The 18,976-nt window shown below is 72.5% G+C and carries 20 protein-coding genes; 6 read left to right on the plus strand and 14 right to left on the minus strand.

Going from position 1 to position 18,976, the window contains the following annotated elements:
- Positions 1-199: 199 nt before the first annotated feature.
- Genes IG94_RS0113785 through IG94_RS0113795 form a run of 3 tightly spaced genes read right to left on the minus strand, consistent with a single transcriptional unit; the run spans position 200 to position 2,086 of the window.
- Positions 200-952 (minus strand): DUF3710 domain-containing protein, encoded by a 753-nt coding sequence (locus IG94_RS0113785; RefSeq protein WP_031035242.1) that lies wholly within the window; start codon positions 950-952, stop codon positions 200-202.
- Position 953: 1 nt separating this feature from the next.
- Positions 954-1,505 carry a dUTP diphosphatase gene (dut, locus tag IG94_RS0113790; protein ID WP_031035244.1) on the minus strand — a complete coding sequence of 184 codons (552 nt, stop codon included), beginning with the start codon at positions 1,503-1,505 and terminating at the stop codon, positions 954-956.
- A complete protein-coding gene (locus IG94_RS0113795) occupies positions 1,502-2,086 on the minus strand; it encodes a PaaI family thioesterase (protein WP_031035247.1) in 585 nt (194 codons plus the stop codon). Before IG94_RS0113795 ends, dut begins: the two co-directional genes overlap by 4 nt.
- 57 nt (positions 2,087-2,143) lie before the next feature.
- On the opposite strand from IG94_RS0113795, the gene IG94_RS0113800 reads away from it, so the two are divergent.
- Positions 2,144-2,608, plus strand: coding sequence for a DUF3093 domain-containing protein (locus IG94_RS0113800; protein ID WP_031035249.1), 465 nt, complete (start codon positions 2,144-2,146; stop codon positions 2,606-2,608).
- Positions 2,609-2,679: 71 nt separating this feature from the next.
- On the opposite strand, the gene IG94_RS0113805 is transcribed toward IG94_RS0113800, so the two are convergent.
- From IG94_RS0113805 to IG94_RS0113820, 4 genes are all read right to left on the minus strand, one after another.
- Entirely contained in the window at positions 2,680-3,678 is a 999-nt protein-coding gene (locus tag IG94_RS0113805; RefSeq protein WP_031035251.1) for a hypothetical protein, read from the minus strand.
- A gap of 13 nt (positions 3,679-3,691) precedes the next feature.
- On the minus strand, positions 3,692-3,988 hold the full coding sequence (locus tag IG94_RS0113810; protein WP_003993510.1) for a DUF4193 domain-containing protein: 297 nt from the start codon (positions 3,986-3,988) through the stop codon (positions 3,692-3,694).
- 412 nt (positions 3,989-4,400) lie between these two features.
- Positions 4,401-5,645 (minus strand): sensor histidine kinase, encoded by a 1,245-nt coding sequence (locus tag IG94_RS0113815; protein ID WP_031035255.1) that lies wholly within the window; start codon positions 5,643-5,645, stop codon positions 4,401-4,403.
- A 6-nt stretch (positions 5,646-5,651) separates the two neighbouring features.
- Complete coding sequence (locus IG94_RS0113820; RefSeq protein ID WP_031035257.1) at positions 5,652-6,305, minus strand: response regulator transcription factor; 654 nt, start codon at positions 6,303-6,305, stop codon at positions 5,652-5,654.
- A 444-nt stretch (positions 6,306-6,749) separates the two neighbouring features.
- Here IG94_RS0113820 and IG94_RS42880 point away from each other — a divergent pair, with 444 nt between their 5' ends.
- Positions 6,750-6,923 carry a hypothetical protein gene (locus IG94_RS42880; protein WP_007387792.1) on the plus strand — a complete coding sequence of 58 codons (174 nt, stop codon included), beginning with the start codon at positions 6,750-6,752 and terminating at the stop codon, positions 6,921-6,923.
- A gap of 198 nt (positions 6,924-7,121) precedes the next feature.
- Here IG94_RS42880 and IG94_RS0113830 read toward each other — a convergent pair whose 3' ends face one another.
- Positions 7,122-7,940, minus strand: a complete 819-nt coding sequence (locus IG94_RS0113830) for an inositol monophosphatase family protein (RefSeq protein ID WP_031035259.1) — start codon at positions 7,938-7,940, stop codon at positions 7,122-7,124.
- Between the two features lie 8 nt (positions 7,941-7,948).
- Positions 7,949-9,076, minus strand: a complete 1,128-nt coding sequence (locus tag IG94_RS0113835; protein ID WP_031035261.1) for a ferrochelatase — start codon at positions 9,074-9,076, stop codon at positions 7,949-7,951.
- Positions 9,077-9,325: 249 nt separating this feature from the next.
- Here IG94_RS0113835 and IG94_RS0113840 point away from each other — a divergent pair, with 249 nt between their 5' ends.
- Both IG94_RS0113840 and IG94_RS0113845 read left to right on the plus strand, forming a co-directional pair.
- A complete protein-coding gene (locus tag IG94_RS0113840) occupies positions 9,326-10,582 on the plus strand; it encodes an MFS transporter (protein ID WP_031035263.1) in 1,257 nt (418 codons plus the stop codon).
- Positions 10,524-11,861, plus strand: coding sequence for a D-arabinono-1,4-lactone oxidase (locus tag IG94_RS0113845; RefSeq protein WP_031035265.1), 1,338 nt, complete (start codon positions 10,524-10,526; stop codon positions 11,859-11,861). Before IG94_RS0113840 ends, IG94_RS0113845 begins: the two co-directional genes overlap by 59 nt.
- Here IG94_RS0113845 and IG94_RS0113850 read toward each other — a convergent pair.
- Positions 11,785-12,672: a hypothetical protein gene (locus IG94_RS0113850; protein ID WP_031035267.1), complete on the minus strand. Its 888-nt coding sequence runs from the start codon at positions 12,670-12,672 to the stop codon at positions 11,785-11,787. The genes IG94_RS0113845 and IG94_RS0113850 overlap by 77 nt on opposite strands.
- Before the next feature lie 472 nt (positions 12,673-13,144).
- Between IG94_RS0113850 and sepH the strand changes: the two genes are divergently transcribed.
- Entirely contained in the window at positions 13,145-14,212 is a 1,068-nt protein-coding gene (gene sepH / locus IG94_RS0113855) for a septation protein SepH (protein WP_031035269.1), read from the plus strand.
- 243 nt (positions 14,213-14,455) lie between these two features.
- On the opposite strand, the gene IG94_RS0113860 is transcribed toward sepH, so the two are convergent.
- On the minus strand, positions 14,456-15,307 hold the full coding sequence (locus tag IG94_RS0113860; RefSeq protein WP_031035271.1) for a sulfurtransferase: 852 nt from the start codon (positions 15,305-15,307) through the stop codon (positions 14,456-14,458).
- Positions 15,308-15,546: 239 nt separating this feature from the next.
- Between IG94_RS0113860 and IG94_RS0113865 the strand changes: the two genes are divergently transcribed.
- Positions 15,547-16,365 carry a VOC family protein gene (locus IG94_RS0113865; protein ID WP_031035273.1) on the plus strand — a complete coding sequence of 273 codons (819 nt, stop codon included), beginning with the start codon at positions 15,547-15,549 and terminating at the stop codon, positions 16,363-16,365.
- Between the two features lie 86 nt (positions 16,366-16,451).
- Here IG94_RS0113865 and IG94_RS0113870 read toward each other — a convergent pair whose 3' ends face one another.
- Genes IG94_RS0113870 through IG94_RS0113880 form a run of 3 tightly spaced genes read right to left on the minus strand, consistent with a single transcriptional unit; the run spans position 16,452 to position 18,935 of the window.
- Complete coding sequence (locus IG94_RS0113870) at positions 16,452-17,102, minus strand: thymidine kinase (protein ID WP_031035275.1); 651 nt, start codon at positions 17,100-17,102, stop codon at positions 16,452-16,454.
- Between the two features lie 43 nt (positions 17,103-17,145).
- On the minus strand, positions 17,146-18,339 hold the full coding sequence (locus tag IG94_RS0113875; RefSeq protein ID WP_031035278.1) for an alkaline phosphatase family protein: 1,194 nt from the start codon (positions 18,337-18,339) through the stop codon (positions 17,146-17,148).
- On the minus strand, positions 18,339-18,935 hold the full coding sequence (locus IG94_RS0113880) for a DUF5998 family protein (protein ID WP_031035280.1): 597 nt from the start codon (positions 18,933-18,935) through the stop codon (positions 18,339-18,341). The genes IG94_RS0113875 and IG94_RS0113880 overlap by 1 nt, the downstream gene beginning before the upstream one ends.
- Positions 18,936-18,976 lie beyond the last annotated feature (41 nt).

The following is an 18,976-nucleotide window of genomic DNA, read 5'->3' on the forward strand; positions in this document are numbered from 1 at the left end:
GACGGAGCGGCGCGCCCGGGCGGCCACGTCGCCCCACCACGCGCGGAGCCGAACCCCTTCCGCATCCGCGGAGCGGAACCGAACCCCGTCTCCACGCGGAGGGCCACCCACCGCCCCACCCCCTCACGACACGGAGGGCCGCACCCCTCGGGGCGCGACCCTCGCCGCGGGCGTACGGAAAATCGTACGGGACCCTTGCCTAACGGACCTCGGTGATCTCCGGTCCGCGCTGGAGCTGGCCCATGCCTCCGGAGAAGCGGGAGGCCTCCTCCTGCTGGACGCCCTCGGGGACCATCTGCGCGTCGTTCGGCAGTTTGAGGACGAGCGGGTCGCGGGGGGCCATCGGGCCCTCGCCGCGGACCACGACCGTGTCCCGGAAGATCTGCTCCAGCAGACCCGCGGCCTGCGGCTGCACCGCGCCCTGGCCGGAGATCACTCCGCGCAGGAACCAGCGGGGCCCGTCCACGCCGACGAACCGCACGACCTGGAAGCCTCCCGTGCCGTCCGGCAGCTGCACCGGCACCTGGGCCCGCAGCTCCCAGCCCAGCGGGCCCTCGACCTCGTCGATGATGCCGCCCTGCTGGGTGATGCCGGAGGCGATCTCCTCGCGCACCTCGCCCCAGATGCCCTCGCGCTTGGGCGCGGCGAAACCCTGGAGCTGGATGGCGCTGTCGCGCAGGACCACGGTCGCGGCGACGATCGCGTCGCCCGCGACCTCCACCCGCAGTTCCATGCCGTCGACGCCGGGGACGAACAGGCCGCCCAGGTCCACCCGGCCCTCGGCCGGATCGCGGACCTCACTGCTGTCCCAGGGTCCGTCGGGGCGCGGCTCGGGCTCGAGCCGTACGCGTTCGCGCTCTTCGTCCGCCTCGGTGTCGGCGCTGTCGACGACCTGCTCGGTCTCGCCGGCCGCGTCCTCGGCGGCATCCATCTTCTTGCGACGTCCGAACACGTCACTGTCCTTCCCGGTCGGATACGACCGAAGCGTATCGATTCCCACCCGTCGGGCCGCCCTCGGCGACCCGACCGCTTGTGCCGCTTGCACGGTCCAACCCGGCGTGCCCGCCGGTGGACCCGAAGCCCCCCTCGGCCCGCGCCGAGTCGGGAAGTTCCGCGACCTGACGGAAGCGGACCCTCTCGACCTGCTGGACGACCAGTTGGGCAATCCGGTCGAAGCGCTCGAACCGCACGCTTTCGCGCGGGTCGAGATTCACCACGATCACCTTGATCTCCCCACGGTACCCGGCATCAATCGTCCCCGGGGCATTCACGAGGGCGACACCGCAGCGGGCGGCGAGACCGGAACGTGGGTGCACGAAGGCCGCGTACCCCTCGGGCAGCGCCACAGACACGCCCGTGGGCAGTACGGCGCGTTCGCCGGGCGCCAGCTCGCAGCCGACGGTGGTGCGCAGGTCGGCGCCCGCGTCGCCGGGCTGCGCGTACGCCGGGAGCGGCACGTCCTCGTCGACGCGCCGGATCAGCACCTCGAGGCCGGCGCCGCTCACGGGTTCACCTCGAAGGCGCGGGCCCGGCGGACCTGGTCGGGGTCGTCCATGGCGGCGCGGATCTCCTCGTCACGTCCGTTCTCGACGAAGTGATCGACCTTGACCTCGACGAACAGGGCGTCCGCGCGAACGGCCACGGGGCCGTCGGGGCCGCCGATCCGGCCGGTGGCGGTGGAGTAGATCTTCCGGCCGGCGACCGCGGTGACCTCGGCCTCCAGGTACAGCGTCGTGTCGACCGGCACCGGCCGCCGGAAGTCGGTCTCCAGCCGTCCGGTCACCGCGATCGTGCGCAGCAGCCAGTTCAGCGAGCCGAGGGTCTCGTCCAGGGCGCTGGCCAGTACGCCGCCGTGGGCCAGGCCGGGGGCGCCCTGGTGGGCGGGGCGCACGGTGAACTCGGCGGTGATCGACACGCCTTCACCCGCCCGCGCCTGGAGGTGCAGTCCGTGGGGCTGGTCGCCGCCGCAGCCGAAACACTGGCCGTAGTGCGCGCCGAGCAGTTCGCCGGGGGCGGGCGCCTCGGGGTGCCGTACGGGCTTCACGGCGTCGGCGGGGGGCTGAAGACCTGGGGAAGTACCACTCACAGGCGCAGACCTTACCCGCGCGTCGGCCGAACACCGATACCGTGCCAAGCTTGTTCCATGCAGCTCTCGACGGCCCCGTACGAAGAACGCCTCACCGCGCCCCGCTCCTGGTGGCTGGTCTCCTTCCTCGTGGGGCTGGCGTTCGCGCTGATCCTGCTGCCCTTCGGCACGCTGCCCATGCTGGGCGGCCTGGCGGGCGGTACGGCGGTGGCGGCGGTGGCGGCCAGTTCGTACGGCGCGGTGCGCATCCGCGTGGTGGGCGGTTCTCTGATCGCGGGCGAGGCGAAGGTGCCGGTCACGGCGCTGGGCGAGGCGGAGATCCTCGATCCGGAGGAGGCCCGCGCCTGGCGCACGTACAAGGCCGACACCCGGGCGTTCCTGCTGCTGCGCGCCTACATCCCGCGGGCCGTGCGGGTGATGGTCACCGATCCGCAGGACCCGACTCCGTACCTGTACCTGTCGACGCGTGAGCCGGAGCGGCTGATCGAGGCGCTGACGGCGGCGAAGGCGGCGGCCGCGTAACGCGGGACGGCTTCGGCGCCGAGGGGCAGCGGTCCTCTTTCGGGGGTCGGGCATCGACGGCGGGGCCGGGGTCAGCGGTCTTCTTTGCCGAAGCTTTCCCCGTGGCCTCCGCGGTGGTCCTGGTCGCCTTCCCCGTGACCGCCGTCGCCGCTGCGCCCGGCGATCTCGCCCATGCCGCCCACGCCTCTCATGTCCAGGGCGTCCTGCGGCTTCTCCAGAGCGGGGAGATTCTCCAGGGCGCTCCAGGCGACCTGGTGCTTGCGCAGGTCGGTACGGATTCTCGCGGCCAGCTTGCCGGTGTCGCGGCGGTTCATGACGGCGCCGACGGCGGCGCCCACCATGAAGGGCATCAGGTTCGGCAGGTTGCGCACCATGCGCTTCATGATCTGCTGCCGCAGCTGGCGCTTCATGTGGCTGTTCATCGCCGAACCGAGGGTCGACGGCTTGGACACGTCGACGCCGCGCTCGTCCGACCAGGAGTTCAGATACGCGGTGCTGCGCTGGGCGAGGCTTCCCGGCGGGCGTACGCCGTAGACCTCGTGGAGTTCGGCGATCAACTTGAGCTCGATCGCCGCGACGCCGGTGACCTCGGCGGCCAGTTCGGTGGGCATCGCGGGCGGCACGGGCAGCATCGCGGCCGCTCCGATTCCCGCTCCCACGGTCGCCGTGCCCTTGGTCGCGCCGGCCACGAGCCGGTCGGCGATCTCCTCGGGTCCGAGGCCGGGGAACTGCCTGCGGAGCGTCGCCAGATCGCGTACGGGCACGCGCGGGGCCAGTTCGATGATCCGGTCGGCGAGGTGGGCCAGGGCCGCTCTGGCACGGGCGCCGCCGTTGCGGACGCCCTGCCCGGCCCGGTGCCGGAAGGCCGCTGCCCGGCGCCGGGCAGCGGCTGCCGGAGGCTGCGTGGTCGCCGGGTGGTCACTCCGGTCGGCCACTGCTTCGAGCGGGACCGTCCCCGTGTCGGTCGGGCCCCGCTCGTCGTCACGCGCGCTGTACGGACCGTCCAGCGGCCCTTGGTCCGCTCCCCGCCTGGAGAAGCGGCGCTTCCAGGGAGGGGTCGAGCCAGTCACGGCCGACCCCGCCTCAGTCGCAGTCGCGGCAGATCGGCTGGCCGTTCTTCTCCCGGGCCAGCTGGCTGCGGTGGTGCACCAGGAAGCAGCTCATGCAGGTGAACTCGTCCTGCTGCTTCGGCAGCACGCGGACTGCCAGTTCCTCGTTGGAGAGGTCGGCGCCGGGAAGTTCGAGGCCTTCCGCGGCCTCGAACTCGTCGACGTCGACGGCCGAGGCGGACTTGTCGTTCCGCCGGGCCTTCAGCTCTTCGAGGCTGTCCGAGTCGACGTCGTCGTCGGTCTTGCGTGGAGTGTCGTAATCGGTTGCCATGGTCGCTCTCCCCCTCTGGGTGTCTGCGGTGTCTTCAGCGCACGTAACGCGTGAGAGGCCGGACTTGTGCCCGACCTGAGGCGGAGATTTTGCCTCACATCAAGGTCTGTTACTCAATCGACACCCAACCGGACTCCTCCTGAGTGATCGGCTTGGATGGCGATGGGGACCGTACACGGTCGTAATACCGCACTTCAAAGGCGTCTCACCGTGTACTTCCCGTGATCAGGACCCTCGAAAACCGGGATTTTCCCGGCTTTCCGACAGGGTGCATGATCACGGAGAGTTGATGACGAGAAAGCCTCCGCTGTGATCGATCACACAGGCGACGCCCGGGCCGACAGCCTGGGAATTCCGCTCAAAGCGAACATCCTCGGGCTCTGGCGAGATGTCGGGGTCATGATCTCAGATCTCAGACGGGCAGGGCGACTCGCATCACGAGTCCCCCGCCCTCGCGCGGCTGCGCGTAGATGTGACCGCCGTGCGCGCGGGCCACGGACCGCACGATGGACAGCCCGAGACCGACGCCCTTGTCGCTGCCCGTCCGCTCGGTGCGCAGCCGCCTGAAGGGCTCGAAGAGGTTGTCGACCTCGTACGCCGGTACGACCGGGCCCGTATTGGTGACCACCAGCACCGCCTGACCGTTCTCCAGGGACGTGGTGACCTCCACCCAGCCCTGCTCGGCCACGTTGTAGCGCACGGCGTTCTGGACGAGGTTCAGGGCGATCCGCTCCAGCAGGACGCCGTTGCCCTGGACGACCGCGGCCTCGCGGGTGCCGCGGATCTCGACGCCCTTGGCCTCGGCCTCGCCGTGCGCCTGGTCGAGTGCCTGGCCGGCCACCTCCGCGAGGTCCACCGGCTTGCGCTCGACGATCTGGTTGTCGCTGCGGGCGAGCAGCAGCAGGCCCTCGACCAGCTGCTCGCTGCGTTCGTTGGTGGCCAGCAGCGTCTTGCCCAGCTGCTGGAGCTCCACGGGCGCGTTCGGATCGGACAGGTGCACCTCGAGGAGGGTGCGGTTGATCGCCAGCGGGGTGCGCAGCTCGTGGGAAGCGTTGCCGACGAAGCGCTGCTGGGCGGTGAAGGCGCGCTGCAGCCGCTCCAGCATGTCGTCGAAGGTGTCCGCCAGCTCCTTCAGCTCGTCGTCCGGGCCGTCCAGCTCGATCCGGCGGGAGAGGTCGGAGCCCGCCACCGCGCGCGCGGTGCGGGTGATCCGGCCGAGCGGCGAGAGGACGCGTCCGGCCATCGCGTAGCCGAAGGCGAAGGCGATCACGGCCAGGCCGAGGAGCGCCAGGAGCGAGCGGCTGAGCAGGTTGTCCAGGGCGACCTTGCGCTGGTGGTCCATGCAGTCGCTGATCGCGGCGTTGAAGTCGGACAGCGACAGGTTGCCGTTGTCGACCACGGGGCAGTCGCTGCTGGAGACCCTGAGGTCGGTGAAGTCGACGATCTTGTACAGCGGCTGGTTGCCGCTGCGCACCGCCTGGGCGGCGAGCAGGTAGATGATCGACAGCAGCAGGATGCCGGCGATCAGGAACATGCCGCCGTACAGCAGCGTGAGCCTTATCCGGATGGTGGGGCGCAGCCACGGCAGGGGGGTGGCCGAGCGCGGGTCCCACGTGGGCTTCGGAGGCGCCCCGGGGGGCGCGGGTGTCGTCGCCACGGTCGATCAGATCCGGTAGCCCGAGCCGGGCACGGTGACGATGACCGGTGGCTCGCCCAGCTTGCGGCGCAGGGTCATGACGGTCACCCGCACGACGTTGGTGAACGGGTCGGTGTTCTCGTCCCAGGCCTTCTCGAGGAGCTGCTCCGCGGAGACCACGGCGCCCTCGCTGCGCATGAGCACCTCCAGGACCGCGAACTCCTTGGGCGCGAGCTGTACCTCCTTGCCGTCGCGGAAGACCTCGCGGCGGTTGGGGTCGAGCTTGATCCCGGCCCGCTCCAGGACGGGCGGCAGGGGCACGCTGGTCCGCCGGCCGAGGGCCCGCACGCGGGCGATCAGCTCGCTGAACGCGAAGGGCTTGGGCAGGTAGTCGTCGGCGCCGATCTCCAGGCCCTCGACCCGGTCGCTGACGTCGCCGGAGGCCGTGAGCATCAGCACGCGCGTGGGCATGCCCAGCTCGACGATCCTGCGGCAGACGTCGTCGCCGTGCACGAGGGGGAGGTCGCGGTCGAGGACGACCACGTCGTAGTCGTTGACGCCGATGCGCTCCAGGGCGGCCGCGCCGTCGTACACGACGTCGACGGCCAGGGCCTCCCGGCGGAGTCCGGTGGCCACCGCATCGGCGAGCAGTTGCTCGTCCTCGACGACGAGTACGCGCACGTCGCTGTCCTTCCTGTGTCCACCCGCGCGGCGCCCGTCGGGCGCACGAGGGCAGGGGCCTGGTGGGTGTGGTGCCTCCATCCTGCCCTTTTCGGCCATAAGTCGGCTGTAAGACAGGGGACGAGGGTGAGGACCCGGGGCGCGGGAACGAGGGGCCGGGAGCGAAGAAGAGCGCGGGAGCGGGAATGCGGGATTTTCTCGCGCGGTTGAGGTTTCCGCGAAGGGGAGCTGGGGGAGGACGGCTTTACACCCCGCGATCACGCTCTGCCTGTACCGCGTCACCGCGCGGTACGCGGCGGTCCGCTTCCGCAGAGCGGGCGTGGGTGTCCGGCACCGTCGCCGCCCGGCCGGGCAGCGCTGGGCACTCCACAGGAGACGTGATCGCCCCTTCCGAACGGCACACCCCCGTGCCAATGACCCACGACCAGGACGAGGGGGCGCAGCATGGACGCTTTCACCGCAGGACTTCTGCAGCGCATAAAGACGACCGAGTCCGACCTGTCCCGGGCCCGCGACGAGGGCGACGAGTTCCTTGTCGAGGTGGAGCTGGGAGAGCTCGACGATCTGCGCCGCCTTGCTGCCGAGCACGGTGTGGAGGTCAGCGCGACCAACGCCTGACCGGTTCGTGAACAGTGTTCGAACGACGAAGCCCCGGCGGGGTCCAGCGCCGGGGCTTCGTCGTGCCGGGTGATCGCCCGGCGGGGGCCGCACGCGGGGTGCCCGGCCGCGGCACGGAGACCGGCGGGGCGGGCCCGGAGTGCTGCGGTGCCGGCCCACGCCGAGGCGCGGACACGAACCGCCCCGGGCCGGGCAGGCCTACGCGCCGAAGTCCGTCAGGAGGTGCTGCAGGGGCTCGAAGACGGACGGGGTGGCGGCGATGGTCAGGGTGCCGGACGGACGCTCACCGGGGCGTCCGCCGGTCTGCGCGCCCGCCTCCCGGGCGATCAGGTCGCCCGCCGCGAGGTCCCAGGGGTGCAGACCCCGCTCGTAGTAGCCGTCGAGGCGCCCGGCGGCCACGTCGCACAGGTCGATCGCGGCGGAGCCACCGCGCCGGATGTCCCGCACCAGCGGGATGAGCCGCCGCGCGATCTCGGCCTGCTCCGCGCGGACGTCGGCCACGTAGTTGAACCCGGTGGAGACCAGCGCCTGGTCCAGCGGGGCCGCGGCCCGGCAGGCGAGCCTGCGCTCGCCCTCCCAGGCACCCGTCGCCCAGGCCCCGCCGCCCAGCACCGCGTGGAAGGCCTCCCCCCGCATCGGCACCGCGACCGCCGCCGCCACCCGCTCGCCGTCCTGCTCGGCGGCGATGGAGACCGCCCAGGTGGGGAGCCCGTAGAGGTAGTTGACCGTGCCGTCCAGGGGGTCGACGACCCAGCGGACGCCGCTCGTGCCCTCGGTGGCGGAGCCCTCCTCGCCGAGGATCCCGTCTTCGGGGCGCCGGGCGGCGATCAGCTCGGTGATCAGCTTCTCCGCGGCGATGTCCATCTCGGTGACCACGTCGATCGGGCTGGACTTGGTGGCGGCGACCGCGAGGTCGGCCGGGCGGCCGTCCCGCAGCAGTGTGCCCGCGCGGTGCGCGGCCTCCCGGGCGATCTCCAGCAGGTCGGCGTGGAGCGGGTCGGTCGTCACGTCGGTCACGGGTCTCCTCACGCGTAGGGACTGTCGGCGCCCGCGGCGGCGGGCCGGGGAGCACGGGCGGGGCAGCAGCCGACCGGGCACAGATTGTGGCTCGCGCCCAGGGAGCCGAGGACGCACGGCGCGGCGGGGCGGCCGCGCTCGGCACCGGCACGCTCGACGACGAGGTCGCGGACCGCGGCGGCGAACCGCGGGTCGGCGCCGACGGTGGCGGAGCGGCGCACCGGCAGCCCCAGCTCCGCCGCCTTGGCGGTGGCCTCGGTGTCGAGGTCGTAGAGGACCTCCATGTGGTCGGAGACGAAGCCGATCGGGGCCATCACCACCGCGGGGGCGCCGGCCGCCTGCCGCTCCTCCAGGTGGTCGCAGATGTCGGGCTCCAGCCACGGGATGTGCGGGGCGCCGGAGCGGGACTGGTAGACGAGCTGCCAGGGGTGGTCGACGCCGGTGCGCTCGCGGACGGCGTCGGCGATCACCTGCGCCACGTCCAGGTGCTGGCGCACGTACGCCCCGCCGTCGCCGTGCTCCTCGACCGGGCCCGAGGTGTCGGCGGCCGAGGTGGGGATCGAGTGGGTGCAGAAGGCGATGTGGGCGCCGTCGCGCACCTCCTCGGGCAGCTCGGCGAGGGAGCGGACGAGTCCGTCGACCATGGGCTCGACGAAGCCCGGGTGGTTGAAGTAGTGCCGGAGCTTGTCGACCTCCGGCAGCTCCAGTCCCTCGGCCTCCAGGGCGGCGAGGGCGTCCGCGAGGTTCTCGCGGTACTGGCGGCAGCCGGAGTAGGAGGCGTAGGCGCTGGTGGCGAGGACCAGGATGCGGCGGCGGCCGTCGCGGACCATCTCGCGCAGGGTGTCCGTCAGGTACGGCGCCCAGTTGCGGTTGCCCCAGTAGACCGGCAGGTCCAGGCCGTGCTCGGCGAAGTCCTTGCGCAGGGCGTCGAGGAGGGCGCGGTTCTGGTCGTTGATCGGGCTGACGCCGCCGAAGAGGAAGTAGTGCTGCCCGACTTCCTTGAGGCGTTCCTTGGGGATGCCTCTCCCGCGGGTCACGTTCTCCAGGAACGGGACCACGTCGTCCGGGCCCTCGGGGCCGCCGAACGAGAGCAGGAGCAGGGAGTCGTAGGGGCTGGCATCGAGCACGTCTGGCATGTGTCGATCCTGCCACCCGGCACTGACAGCGGGGAAACGGCGGGGTACCGAGCGTGTGTTCCGCCTGGTGCGCGGGGGTGTTTCCGGGCGTTTTGACGCGTAAGCTGTGTCAGCTGTATTCGCGCCTTACCCAGCCGTGAACCACGCTTGCCCAACCGTGAACCGCGCTTACTCAGCCGTGAACCGCGCCTTGCCCAGCCGTGACCTCGCCCTGCCCGGCCCTGTCCGAAGCCGCTCCCGGAGACCTCGTTGGCCAGTCCCTACCGCGCTCTGTTCGCCCTCCCCGGCACCAGGGGTTTCTCCGCCGCGGGCTTCCTCGGCCGGATGCCGCTGTCGATGATGGGCATCGGCGTGGTGACGATGATCTCGCAGCTCACCGGACGGTACGGGCTCGCGGGGGCGCTGTCGGCCACCGTCGCGCTCGCCGCCGCGGTGGCCGGGCCGCAGGTGTCCCGACTGGTGGACCGGTACGGCCAGCGCCGGGTGCTGCGACCGGCGACCCTCGTCTCACTCACCGCGGCGGCCGTGCTGCTGCCGGCCGCGCACTACGGGTGGCCGGACTGGGTGCTGTTCGCGGCCTGCGCCGGCGTCGGCTGCGTGCCGAGCCTCGGCGCGATGGTCCGGGCCCGCTGGGCGGCCCTGTACCGGGGAACGCCGCAACTGCACACCGCGTACTCCTTCGAGTCCGTGGTGGACGAGATCTGCTTCATCTTCGGGCCGATCATCTCCATCGGCCTGTCCACCGCCTGGTTCCCGGAGGCCGGGCCGCTGCTCGCCGCCTGCTTCCTGGCGACCGGTGTCTTCTGGCTGACCGCGCAGCGCGCCACCGAGCCGGAACCCCACCCGCGCGAGCACAAGGGCGGCGGCACGGCGCTGCGCTCACGGGGACTGCGGGTGCTGGTCGGCACGTTCGCGGCCACGGGGGCGATCTTCGGGTCCATCGACGTCGTCACCGTGGCGTTCGCCGAGGAGGAGGGGCACAAGGCCCTGGCCAGCCTCGTCCTCGCGCTGTACGCGGCGGGATCGTGCACCGCGGCCATGGTGTTCGGGCTGCTGCGCTTCGCCGGGCGGCCCGAGCGCCGCTGGTTGCTGGGCGTCTGCGCGATGGCCGTGAGTATGATCCCCCTCCTACTGGTCGGGAACCTGCTGTTTCTGGCCGTGGCGCTGTTCGTTGCGGGTCTGTCCATCGCTCCCACGATGATCACGACGATGTCCCTCATCGAAGAGCACGTACCACGCGCGCAGCTCACCGAGGGCATGACCTGGGTGAGTACCGGGCTCGCGGTCGGGGTCGCCCTCGGCTCCTCCGCGGGCGGCTGGGTGATCGACGCCTCCGGTGCGCGTGCCGGGTACGGGGTTCCGGCGGTGGCCGGGGCCGTCGCGGTGGCGGTCGGTTTCCTCGGGTACCGCCGGCTCAAGCGGCCGGACTCGCGTCGGGGAGGCACTGTTGAGCAGCACACGCACGGCGAGCGGCAGGGCGAGCGGCCGGAACGGCACCTGGCGTAACTGGGGCGGAAACGTCTCGGCGCGTCCCGCGCGGGAGGCCACTCCGGCCTCCGTCGACGAGCTGGCCGCGGCCGTGCGCGGGGCCGCCGAGGACGGGCTGCGGGTCAAGGCGGTCGGCGCGGAGCACTCCTTCACGTCCATAGCCGCGACCGACGGGGTCCTGATCCGCCCGCACCTGCTGACGGGCATCCGCAGCCTCGACCGCGACGCCATGACGGTCACGGTCGAGGCCGGCACTCCGCTCAGGCGGCTCAACATGGCCCTCGCCCGCGAGGGGCTGTCGCTGACGAACATGGGCGACATCATGGAGCAGACCGTCGCCGGGGCCACCAGCACCGGCACGCACGGCACGGGCCGCGACTCCGCCTCGATCGCGGCCCAGATCCGGGGCCTGGAGCTGGTCACGGCGGACGGCTCGGTGCTGACCTGTTCCGAGCGGGAGAATCCCGAGGTGTTCGCCGCCGCCCGCATCGGCCTCGGCGCGCTGGGCGTCGTCACCGCGATCACCTTCGCCGTGGAGCCGCTCTTCCTGCTGACGGCCCGCGAGGAACCGATGCCGTTCGAGCGGGTCCTCGCGGAGTTCGAAGAACTCTGGGCCGAGAACGAGCACTTCGAGTTCTACTGGTTCCCGCACACCGGCAACACCAACACCAAGCGCAACAACCGCAGCGCCGGTCCGGAGCGGCCGGCGGGGCGGTTCCAGGGCTGGCTGGACGACGAGTTCCTGTCCAACGGCGTCTTCCACGCGGCGAACTGGGTCGGCCGCGCGGTGCCGGCCACCATCCCGACGATCGCCCGGATCTCCAGCCGGGCACTCTCCGCGCGGACGTACACGGACACTCCCTACAAGGTCTTCACATCGCCGCGCCGGGTGCGGTTCGTGGAGATGGAGTACGCCGTCCCGCGCGCGGCCGTCGTCGAGGCGCTGCGCGAACTGCGGGCGATGGTCGAGCGGTCGCCGCTGCGGATCAGCTTCCCGGTCGAGGTGCGCACCGCCCCGGCCGACGACATCCCCCTGTCCACCGCCTCCGGCCGCGACACCGCGTACATCGCCGTACACATGTTCCGGGGGACGCCCTACCGGGCCTACTTCACCGCCGCAGAGCGCATCTTCACCGCGCACGAGGGCCGGCCGCACTGGGGCAAGGTGCACACCAGGGACGCCGAGTACTTCTCCCGGGCGTATCCGCGCTTCGGCGAGTTCACCGCGCTGCGGGACCGTCTTGATCCTGACCGCCTGTTCCTGAACGACTACTTGCGCCGGGTTCTGGGGCCGTAGCCGAGGGATCCGGGGCCCCGTCGGATTCCTCGTCCCCGGTGGCGTCCGGGGTGGGCGCCGCGCTGGACGCCGTACCGTCCTGTTCCGCGGAGCCGCCGTCCGGCGCCGTACCGCCCTGCGAGGCGTCCGGTGTTCCGGAAGGGGTGGAGGCCGGGGCGTCGCTCCCTCCCACGCCGCCGTCCCCCGCGTCGCCCGAGCCGTCCGGGCTCTGGGCGCCTCCCGGGCTCTCGGCGTCGCCGGACCCGCCCGAGTCCCCGGACCCGCCCGAACCTCCAGGATCGGCGGCGGACTTGCCGTGGCCGGAGAAGGCGCTGCCGACCGTGGTGCTGTGGCCGCCGCTCAGGTTCTCGCCGGAGGCCAGCTCGTAGGTGGTGATCCCGGTCATGGTGACTCCGAAGACCAGGGCCGCCGCGATCACCGGACGCCGCCAGCCCGTGGCCCGGGCACGGTAGACGGTGCCCTCGGTGAACACTCCGGGCGGGCCCGGCGCCGCAGCCCGCACCGCGCCGGAAGTCGCCGCGGCGGCGGACGCCCCGCCCGGCCGCGCGGTGCCGGTCGTGCGCTTCACCCGGATCTGCTCCCCGGTGCGCTTGAAGAAGTGCTGGAAGACCGAACCCCCGCAGGTGGCGACCACGCTGATCAGACCGGCCCCCAGGATCGTGCCGTACACGCCGAAGGAGGAGGCGAGTTTGGCGGCCACCACCGCGGCGAGGGCACTGCCCGCGACCTGGGGCACGCTCAGGTCGATCCGCTTCACCCGCCCCTCCGTCCCCACATCCGTCTCACCTGCACCGTCGGACTTTCCACGCATCCTCGGACCTTGCCTGCCTTTCCCGTACGGGGTCGATCAACTGCACGAGAAAGGGACGTGCGGACGAAACCATTAGTTCCGTTTCTGGTGATTGCGTGAAGTACACCACGTACAAGATCGCGAAAAATCGCCCCGGGGACGGCCGAGTACCCCTCTTGCAGGAAGTCGGGCGGCGCGCCAATCCACGCACGTGGTCCGAATGGAGTACTGTGGCGAGCCCTGGGTCCGGTCTCCCGACAGGGGGTTCGGCGCCTCGAAGGACCGCCGGGAGGGGGCTAGTTGCACAGGGTGACCGAGTCGGTCACCCATCGTTGTGAATAGGTAACCGTGCCATAACGGCGATCCAGGGCCCGTGCCCGACACGCCGGGCAACTCGGCAAGGTTGTGGCAGGCTGCACCCGGGCAGGTCACACTCGACAGAGCGGAAGCAGCGACGCACGTGACGTCGGCAGGCACCACCCGGGAGGTCCCCATGCCCGAACTGCGTGTCGTGGCCGTCTCGAATGACGGCACACGGCTGGTGCTGAAGGCTGCGGACAGCACGGAGTACACGCTGCCGATCGACGAGCGGCTCCGGGTCGCCGTACGCGGTGACCGTCCTCGCCTCGGCCAGATCGAGATCGAGGTGGAGAGTCATCTCCGCCCCCGCGACATCCAGGCACGTATACGAGCCGGCGCGACCGCGGAAGAGGTCGCCCAGATGGCCGGCATCCCCGTCGACCGCGTGCGGCGCTTCGAGGGGCCCGTGCTGGCGGAGCGCGCCTTCATGGCAGAGCGCGCCCGCAAGACGCCCGTCCGCCGTCCCGGCGAGAACTCGGGGCCGCCCCTCGGCGAGGCCGTGCAGGAGCGGCTGGTGCTGCGCGGCGCCGACAAGGACACGGTCCAGTGGGACTCCTGGCGTCGCGACGACGGCACCTGGGAAGTGCTCCTTGTCTACATGGTCGCGAGTGAACCGCACTCGGCGAGCTGGACGTACGATCCGCCCCGGCGGCTCGTCCAGGCCGTCGACGCGGAGGCGCGCGCGCTGATCGGCGAGTCCGACGACCTCGCCGCACCCGAGCCCAGCTTCCCCTTCGTGCCGCGCATCGCCCGGCTGCCGCGCGACCGGCCGCTGGACCGGACCCTCGACCGGGAGCAGCGTGAGCGGCCGAGCCTGCCCGCGGCGCCCTCCGAACCGGACGACGAGGGTGTGGCCACGGCGGCGACCGCCTCGGTCGAGCGTGAACGCGACTCGCTCACCAGCCTGCTGGAGGCCGTCCCGAGCTTCCGGGGCGACCTGGTGGTGCCCGAGCGGGCCCCGGAACCGGCTGCGGAGCCCGTCGAGGAACCCGAGGTGGAGGAGCCCCCGGCGCCCGCGGCATCGGCCGGTTCCGCCTACGCCGACGTGCTCATGCCGCGCTCGGTGGCCAGCCACCGGGACCGCCTCACCGGCTCCACCGACCGCCAGGCCGAGGCCGACGGCGTCCGTCCGGGACGCCGTGCGGCGGTGCCGAGCTGGGACGAGATCGTGTTCGGCACACGCCGGAAGAAGCAGGAGTAGCCGACCGGTCGTCGGCGTACGAGAGCGGGGCCGTGCCCAGGTTGGGCGCAGCCCCGCTCTCGTACGCCGGGATCCGCGTCCGCCGTCCGGCGGGAGCCCCGCCCGACCATGACGACGGTTCCCCTGACAGGGACGCGTACGGCTGGCCCGCACGGCGGGGACCCACGCGGCGGGAGACCGCTCGACCGCGGCTCGCTCGGACTCGGCCCTCCCGAAGCAGCCCACCGCCCCCGTGAAACTGCCCTACTGCGGCTCCGGGCCCACCGCCACCGGCCGGGACGGGTCCGACGACCACTGGGACCAGGAACCCGCGTACAGCGCCGCAGGGATCCCCGCCACCGCCAGTGCGAGCACCTCGTGGGCGCCCGACACGCCCGAGCCGCAGTAGACGCCGACCTCGCCGTCCCCCGTAGCGCCCAGGGTCTCGAAACGCGCGCGGAGTTCGTCGGCGGCCAGGAAGCGGCCGTCGGCCGCCACGTTCTCCGTCGTCGGCGCGGACACGGCGCCCGGGATGTGGCCGCCGACCGGGTCGATCGGCTCGACGTCACCCCGGTACCGCTCCCCCGCGCGGGCGTCGAAGAGCACGCCGGAGCGGGCCAGCGCGGCGGCCCCGTCCGCGTCCAGCAGCCCGGACTCTCCGGGGACCGGCTCGAAGTCGCCCTCCGCGGGCGTCGGCGCGTCCGTCGACAACGGCCCCTCCCAGGACGGCAACCCGCCGTCGAGGACCCGCACGTTCGGGTGACCTGTCCAGCGCAGCAGCCACCAGGCGCGAGCGGCCGCCCATCCCTGGCCGCCGTCGTAGACGACGACGGGCCGGCCGGACGACACGCCCGCCCGGCGCATCGCCGCGCCGAACTCCGCGACGTCGGGCAGCGGATGCCGGCCTCCCGCACCGGGCGCGGCGGCGAGTTCCCTGTCCAGGTCGACGTAGACCGCGCCGGGAAGGTGCCCGGCGGCGTGCTCGGCACGGCCGTCGAAGGGCGGGGCGCCGGCGGCCTTGGCCGCGCTCAGCTGCCAGCGGACGTCGAGCAGGACGGGCGGGGTGGGGCCCGCGAGTTCGTCGGCGAGTTCGGGTGCGGAGATGATGGCGTTCATGGCCCCATCCTGGCGTACCGAGTGGCCGAGAAGTCGATGTCGGGCTACTCTGCCCGCCGGACAGTACCGATCACGAGGCGTACGGGTTCGGGCACATGCTGTACCACTCGGACTCCCGGGCTGCCCTACGAGCGCGCCCGGCGCGCGGCCCCGGCACGGGTACCGGCCTCGGCGCGGGGTCCGTCGGAGCGCAGCGCAAGCGGACGCACGGCCCGCGCAGGGCCGAGAAGAGAGTGACGATGACCGGAGCACGGGGGTCGGACGACGGCCCGAGCGGCGGGGCGAACGTCCGGAACAGATCCGGGACGCCCTGCTGGGTGAGTCTGATGGTCCACGGGCCGACCACGACCCACAGCTTCTACGGCGCCCTGTTCGGCTGGGAGTTCCAGCCCGGCCCCCAGCAACTGGGCCCGTACGCACGGGCGCTGCTGGACGGGCGCGAGGTGGCGGGAATCGGCCAACTGCCCGGGGACCGCCAGCTTCCCATCGCCTGGACGCCCTACTTCGCCTCCGACGACGTCAACCGGACGGCCGAGACGGTGCGCCTGTGCGGGGGCACACTCGGCGTCGGGCCGCTGGACGCCGGCGAGGCGGGCCGGATGGCCATCGGCTCGGACCCGTCGGGCGCCGTCTTCGGCATCTGGCAGGCCGCGGCGCACCTCGGCACCGCCGTCACGGGCGTGCCCGGCACCCCCGTCTGGAACGAGCTGACGACGTTCGAGACGGCAGGCGTCGCCAAGTTCTACGAGACGGTGTTCGGCTTCGAACTGGACCCGGCGGCCCCCACCGACGCCGACACGGGCGCAGACCACGTGACCCTGCGCCTCGGTGGCCGCCCCGTCGCCGCGATCCGCGGCGTCGGCAACGCCCTGGCCCGCGACCGGGGTCCGCACTGGACGACGTACTTCAAGGTGGCCGACACGGAGGAGTCCCTGAGGCGCCTCACCGAGCTGGGCGGACACGTCGTCGAGCCGGCCCACGACACGCCCCACGGCCGGGTGACGACGGTGACGGACCCGGAGGGCGCACGCTTCGCGCTACTGGAGACCGGGCACTGACGTCGGGGTTCCGCGGCCTGCCGGTGTCCTCCGCCTGCCGGCGGCCGTGGAGCGGAGGAGCGAAGCGGCTCAGCCGAAGAACGCGGTCAGCCGGACGACACCGGCAGCACGTCCGGCGACAGGGCTGCCGCGCGGGCCGTCGCGGCGGTCGTGCGGCGGCGGTGGTGGCGTCGGCACAGCACCTCGTAGCCGATCTCGTCGGCGGACTGGGCGACGTCGCCGACGACCACCTGGGCGCCCTCGACGACCATGACGCCGCCCACAGTGCGGGCGTTGTGCGTGGCGCGGGCTCCGCACCAGCACAGGGCCTCCACCTGGAGCACCTCCACGCGGTCGGCGAGTTCGACCAGCCGCTGCGAGCCGGGGAAGAGCTTGGAGCGGAAGTCGGTGGTGATGCCGAAGGCGTACACGTCGACGTCCAGGTCGTCCACCACACGCGCGAGCTGGTCGATCTGCTCCGGCACCAGGAACTGCGCCTCGTCCGCGATCACGTAGTCCACGCGGCCGCCCTGGGAGAGGTGGTCGACGACGTGGGCGTACAGGTCCTGGCCGTCCCCGACCTCCACCGCGTCGGTGACGAGGCCGAGGCGCGAGGAGAGCTTGCCCCGGCCCGCGCGGTCGTCACGGGTGAAGATCATCCCGGCCAGTCCGCGTGCGGAGCGGTTATGCTCGATCTGGAGAGCCAGTGTCGACTTCCCGCAGTCCATCGTTCCGGAGAAGAAGACCAGCTCGGGCATGAGGGGGTGGGCACCTTTCGGCGAGGGAGGGTGGACCGGGGTGTCAGGAGCGTACTTCCAGGAGGGGCACGAGCTGCTCGGCAGGGGTCATCGAACCGTGGTTGCCGACCATCGCCGACTCCTTCGGTTCGCGCTCGGAGGCGATGAGCAGGACGTCGTCGCGGGCGGCGGCGACGACGTCGCCGATGCGGGCGTACACCCGGTCGTCGATGCGGGGGCCGAACCAGCCCGCCGCGATCGCCTCGTCCCGGGACGCCACCCAGAACTGCTCGCCGAGCACCTCGCGCCAGCAGGTCAGCACGTCGTTCTGCGCGCCGTGAACGGCGTAGACGTGCCGGGCGCGGCCCTCGCCGCCGAGGAGGGCGACGCCCGCCTTCAGCTCCCAGTCCTCGTCGAAGTCGATGCGGTGGTCCTCGTCGAAGGGCACGTCGATCATGCCGTGGTCGGCGGTGACGTAGAGGGCGCTGCGCGGGGGCAGTTGCTCGGCGAGGCGCTGGACCAGCCGGTCGACGTGCCCGAGCTGGCCGCGCCAGGTGTCGGAGTCGACGCCGAAGCGGTGGCCCGCGCCGTCGACCTCGGCGTAGTACGTGTAGACGAGGGCGCGGTCGGCGGCGGCCAGTTGCCCGGCGGCGCAGTCCATCCGGTCCTCGCCGCTCAGCCGTCCGTGGAACTCGCCGCCGCTGAGCGCGACCTTGGTCAGCGGGGTGTTCGCGAAGGTCGGGGAGGAGACCTGCGCGGCGTGCACGCCGGCCTCGTGGGCGAGTCCGAAGACGGTGGGGTACGGCTGCCAGGGGCCCGGCGGGGTCCAGGGCTGCCAGCGCAGCTGGTTCATCAGCGCGCCGGTGTCCGGGTCGCGCACCGTGTAGCCGGGCAGGCCGTGGGCGCCCGGCGGCAGTCCGGTGCCGACGGAGGCGAGGGAGGTCGCCGTGGTCGCCGGAAAGCCGGCCGTGATCGGGCGCCCGGTGCCACCGCGCGAACTGCCCAGCAGGGAGCTGAGGAAGGGGGCGTCGTCCGGGTGGGCGCGCAGCTGCTCCCAGCCGAGGCCGTCGATCAGGAACACGCAGTTGCGGTCGGCGGGGGTGAGTTCGGCGATGCCCGCGGTCATGCCGGGGACGCCCAGGCCCGCGGCCAGGGTGGGCAGCAGGTCGGCGAGCGAACCCGTGCCGTACTCGGGTACGGGGGCGGAGTCGACGGAGAGGGGCTCGGGGTCCGTGTCCCAGGCGGCGGGCTGCACCATCAGCGGCCGGTGTCCGCGGTCGCCTCGGAGAGCGACTGGGCGAAGGCGAGCGCCTCGCGCACGGTCTCGGGGCCGTCCCCGGCCTCGCTGACGCGGAGGCTGAGGTCGTCGGCCGTCGAACTGCCCGTGTAGCCGTGGTCGGCCTCGCAGTTGGGGTCGCCGCAGGCGGCCGGCTCCAGGTCGAGGCGGGAGACGGCGCCCCAGCCGATGGTGAGCACGATCTCGCGGGGCAGCGTGCCCGGCTTGTACTGCTCCGGGTTGGCGACGACACGGCTGACGACGATGGACGAGATCCGGCCGAGCTTGACGGACTCCGTGGACGTCGTGGCGTAGGGCGTCGGGGAGGTGTCGTCGGCGGCCTGTTCGTCGGTGTGGCTGACGATGAAGCGGTTGCCGGTGAGCACCAGCACGGTCACGTGCCGGCGCACCTCGTTCTGGTCGAACGTCGTCTCCTGATGGACCAGGTACGACCGCATGGGCTCGCCGCCCACGGCGGCCTCCACCGCCTCGGCCACGAGGGCCGGGTAGTAGCCGCTGCGCTCGATCGCCGCTCGCAGCCCCTGGGTCGTCGTACTGGTCTTGGCCATGCCGTCCATCCTAAGGGGACCCGCTGACTGCGAGGGACGCTGCCGCGGTG

The organism is Streptomyces olivaceus (genome assembly GCF_000721235.1).
Lineage (GTDB): Bacteria > Actinomycetota > Actinomycetes > Streptomycetales > Streptomycetaceae > Streptomyces > Streptomyces olivaceus.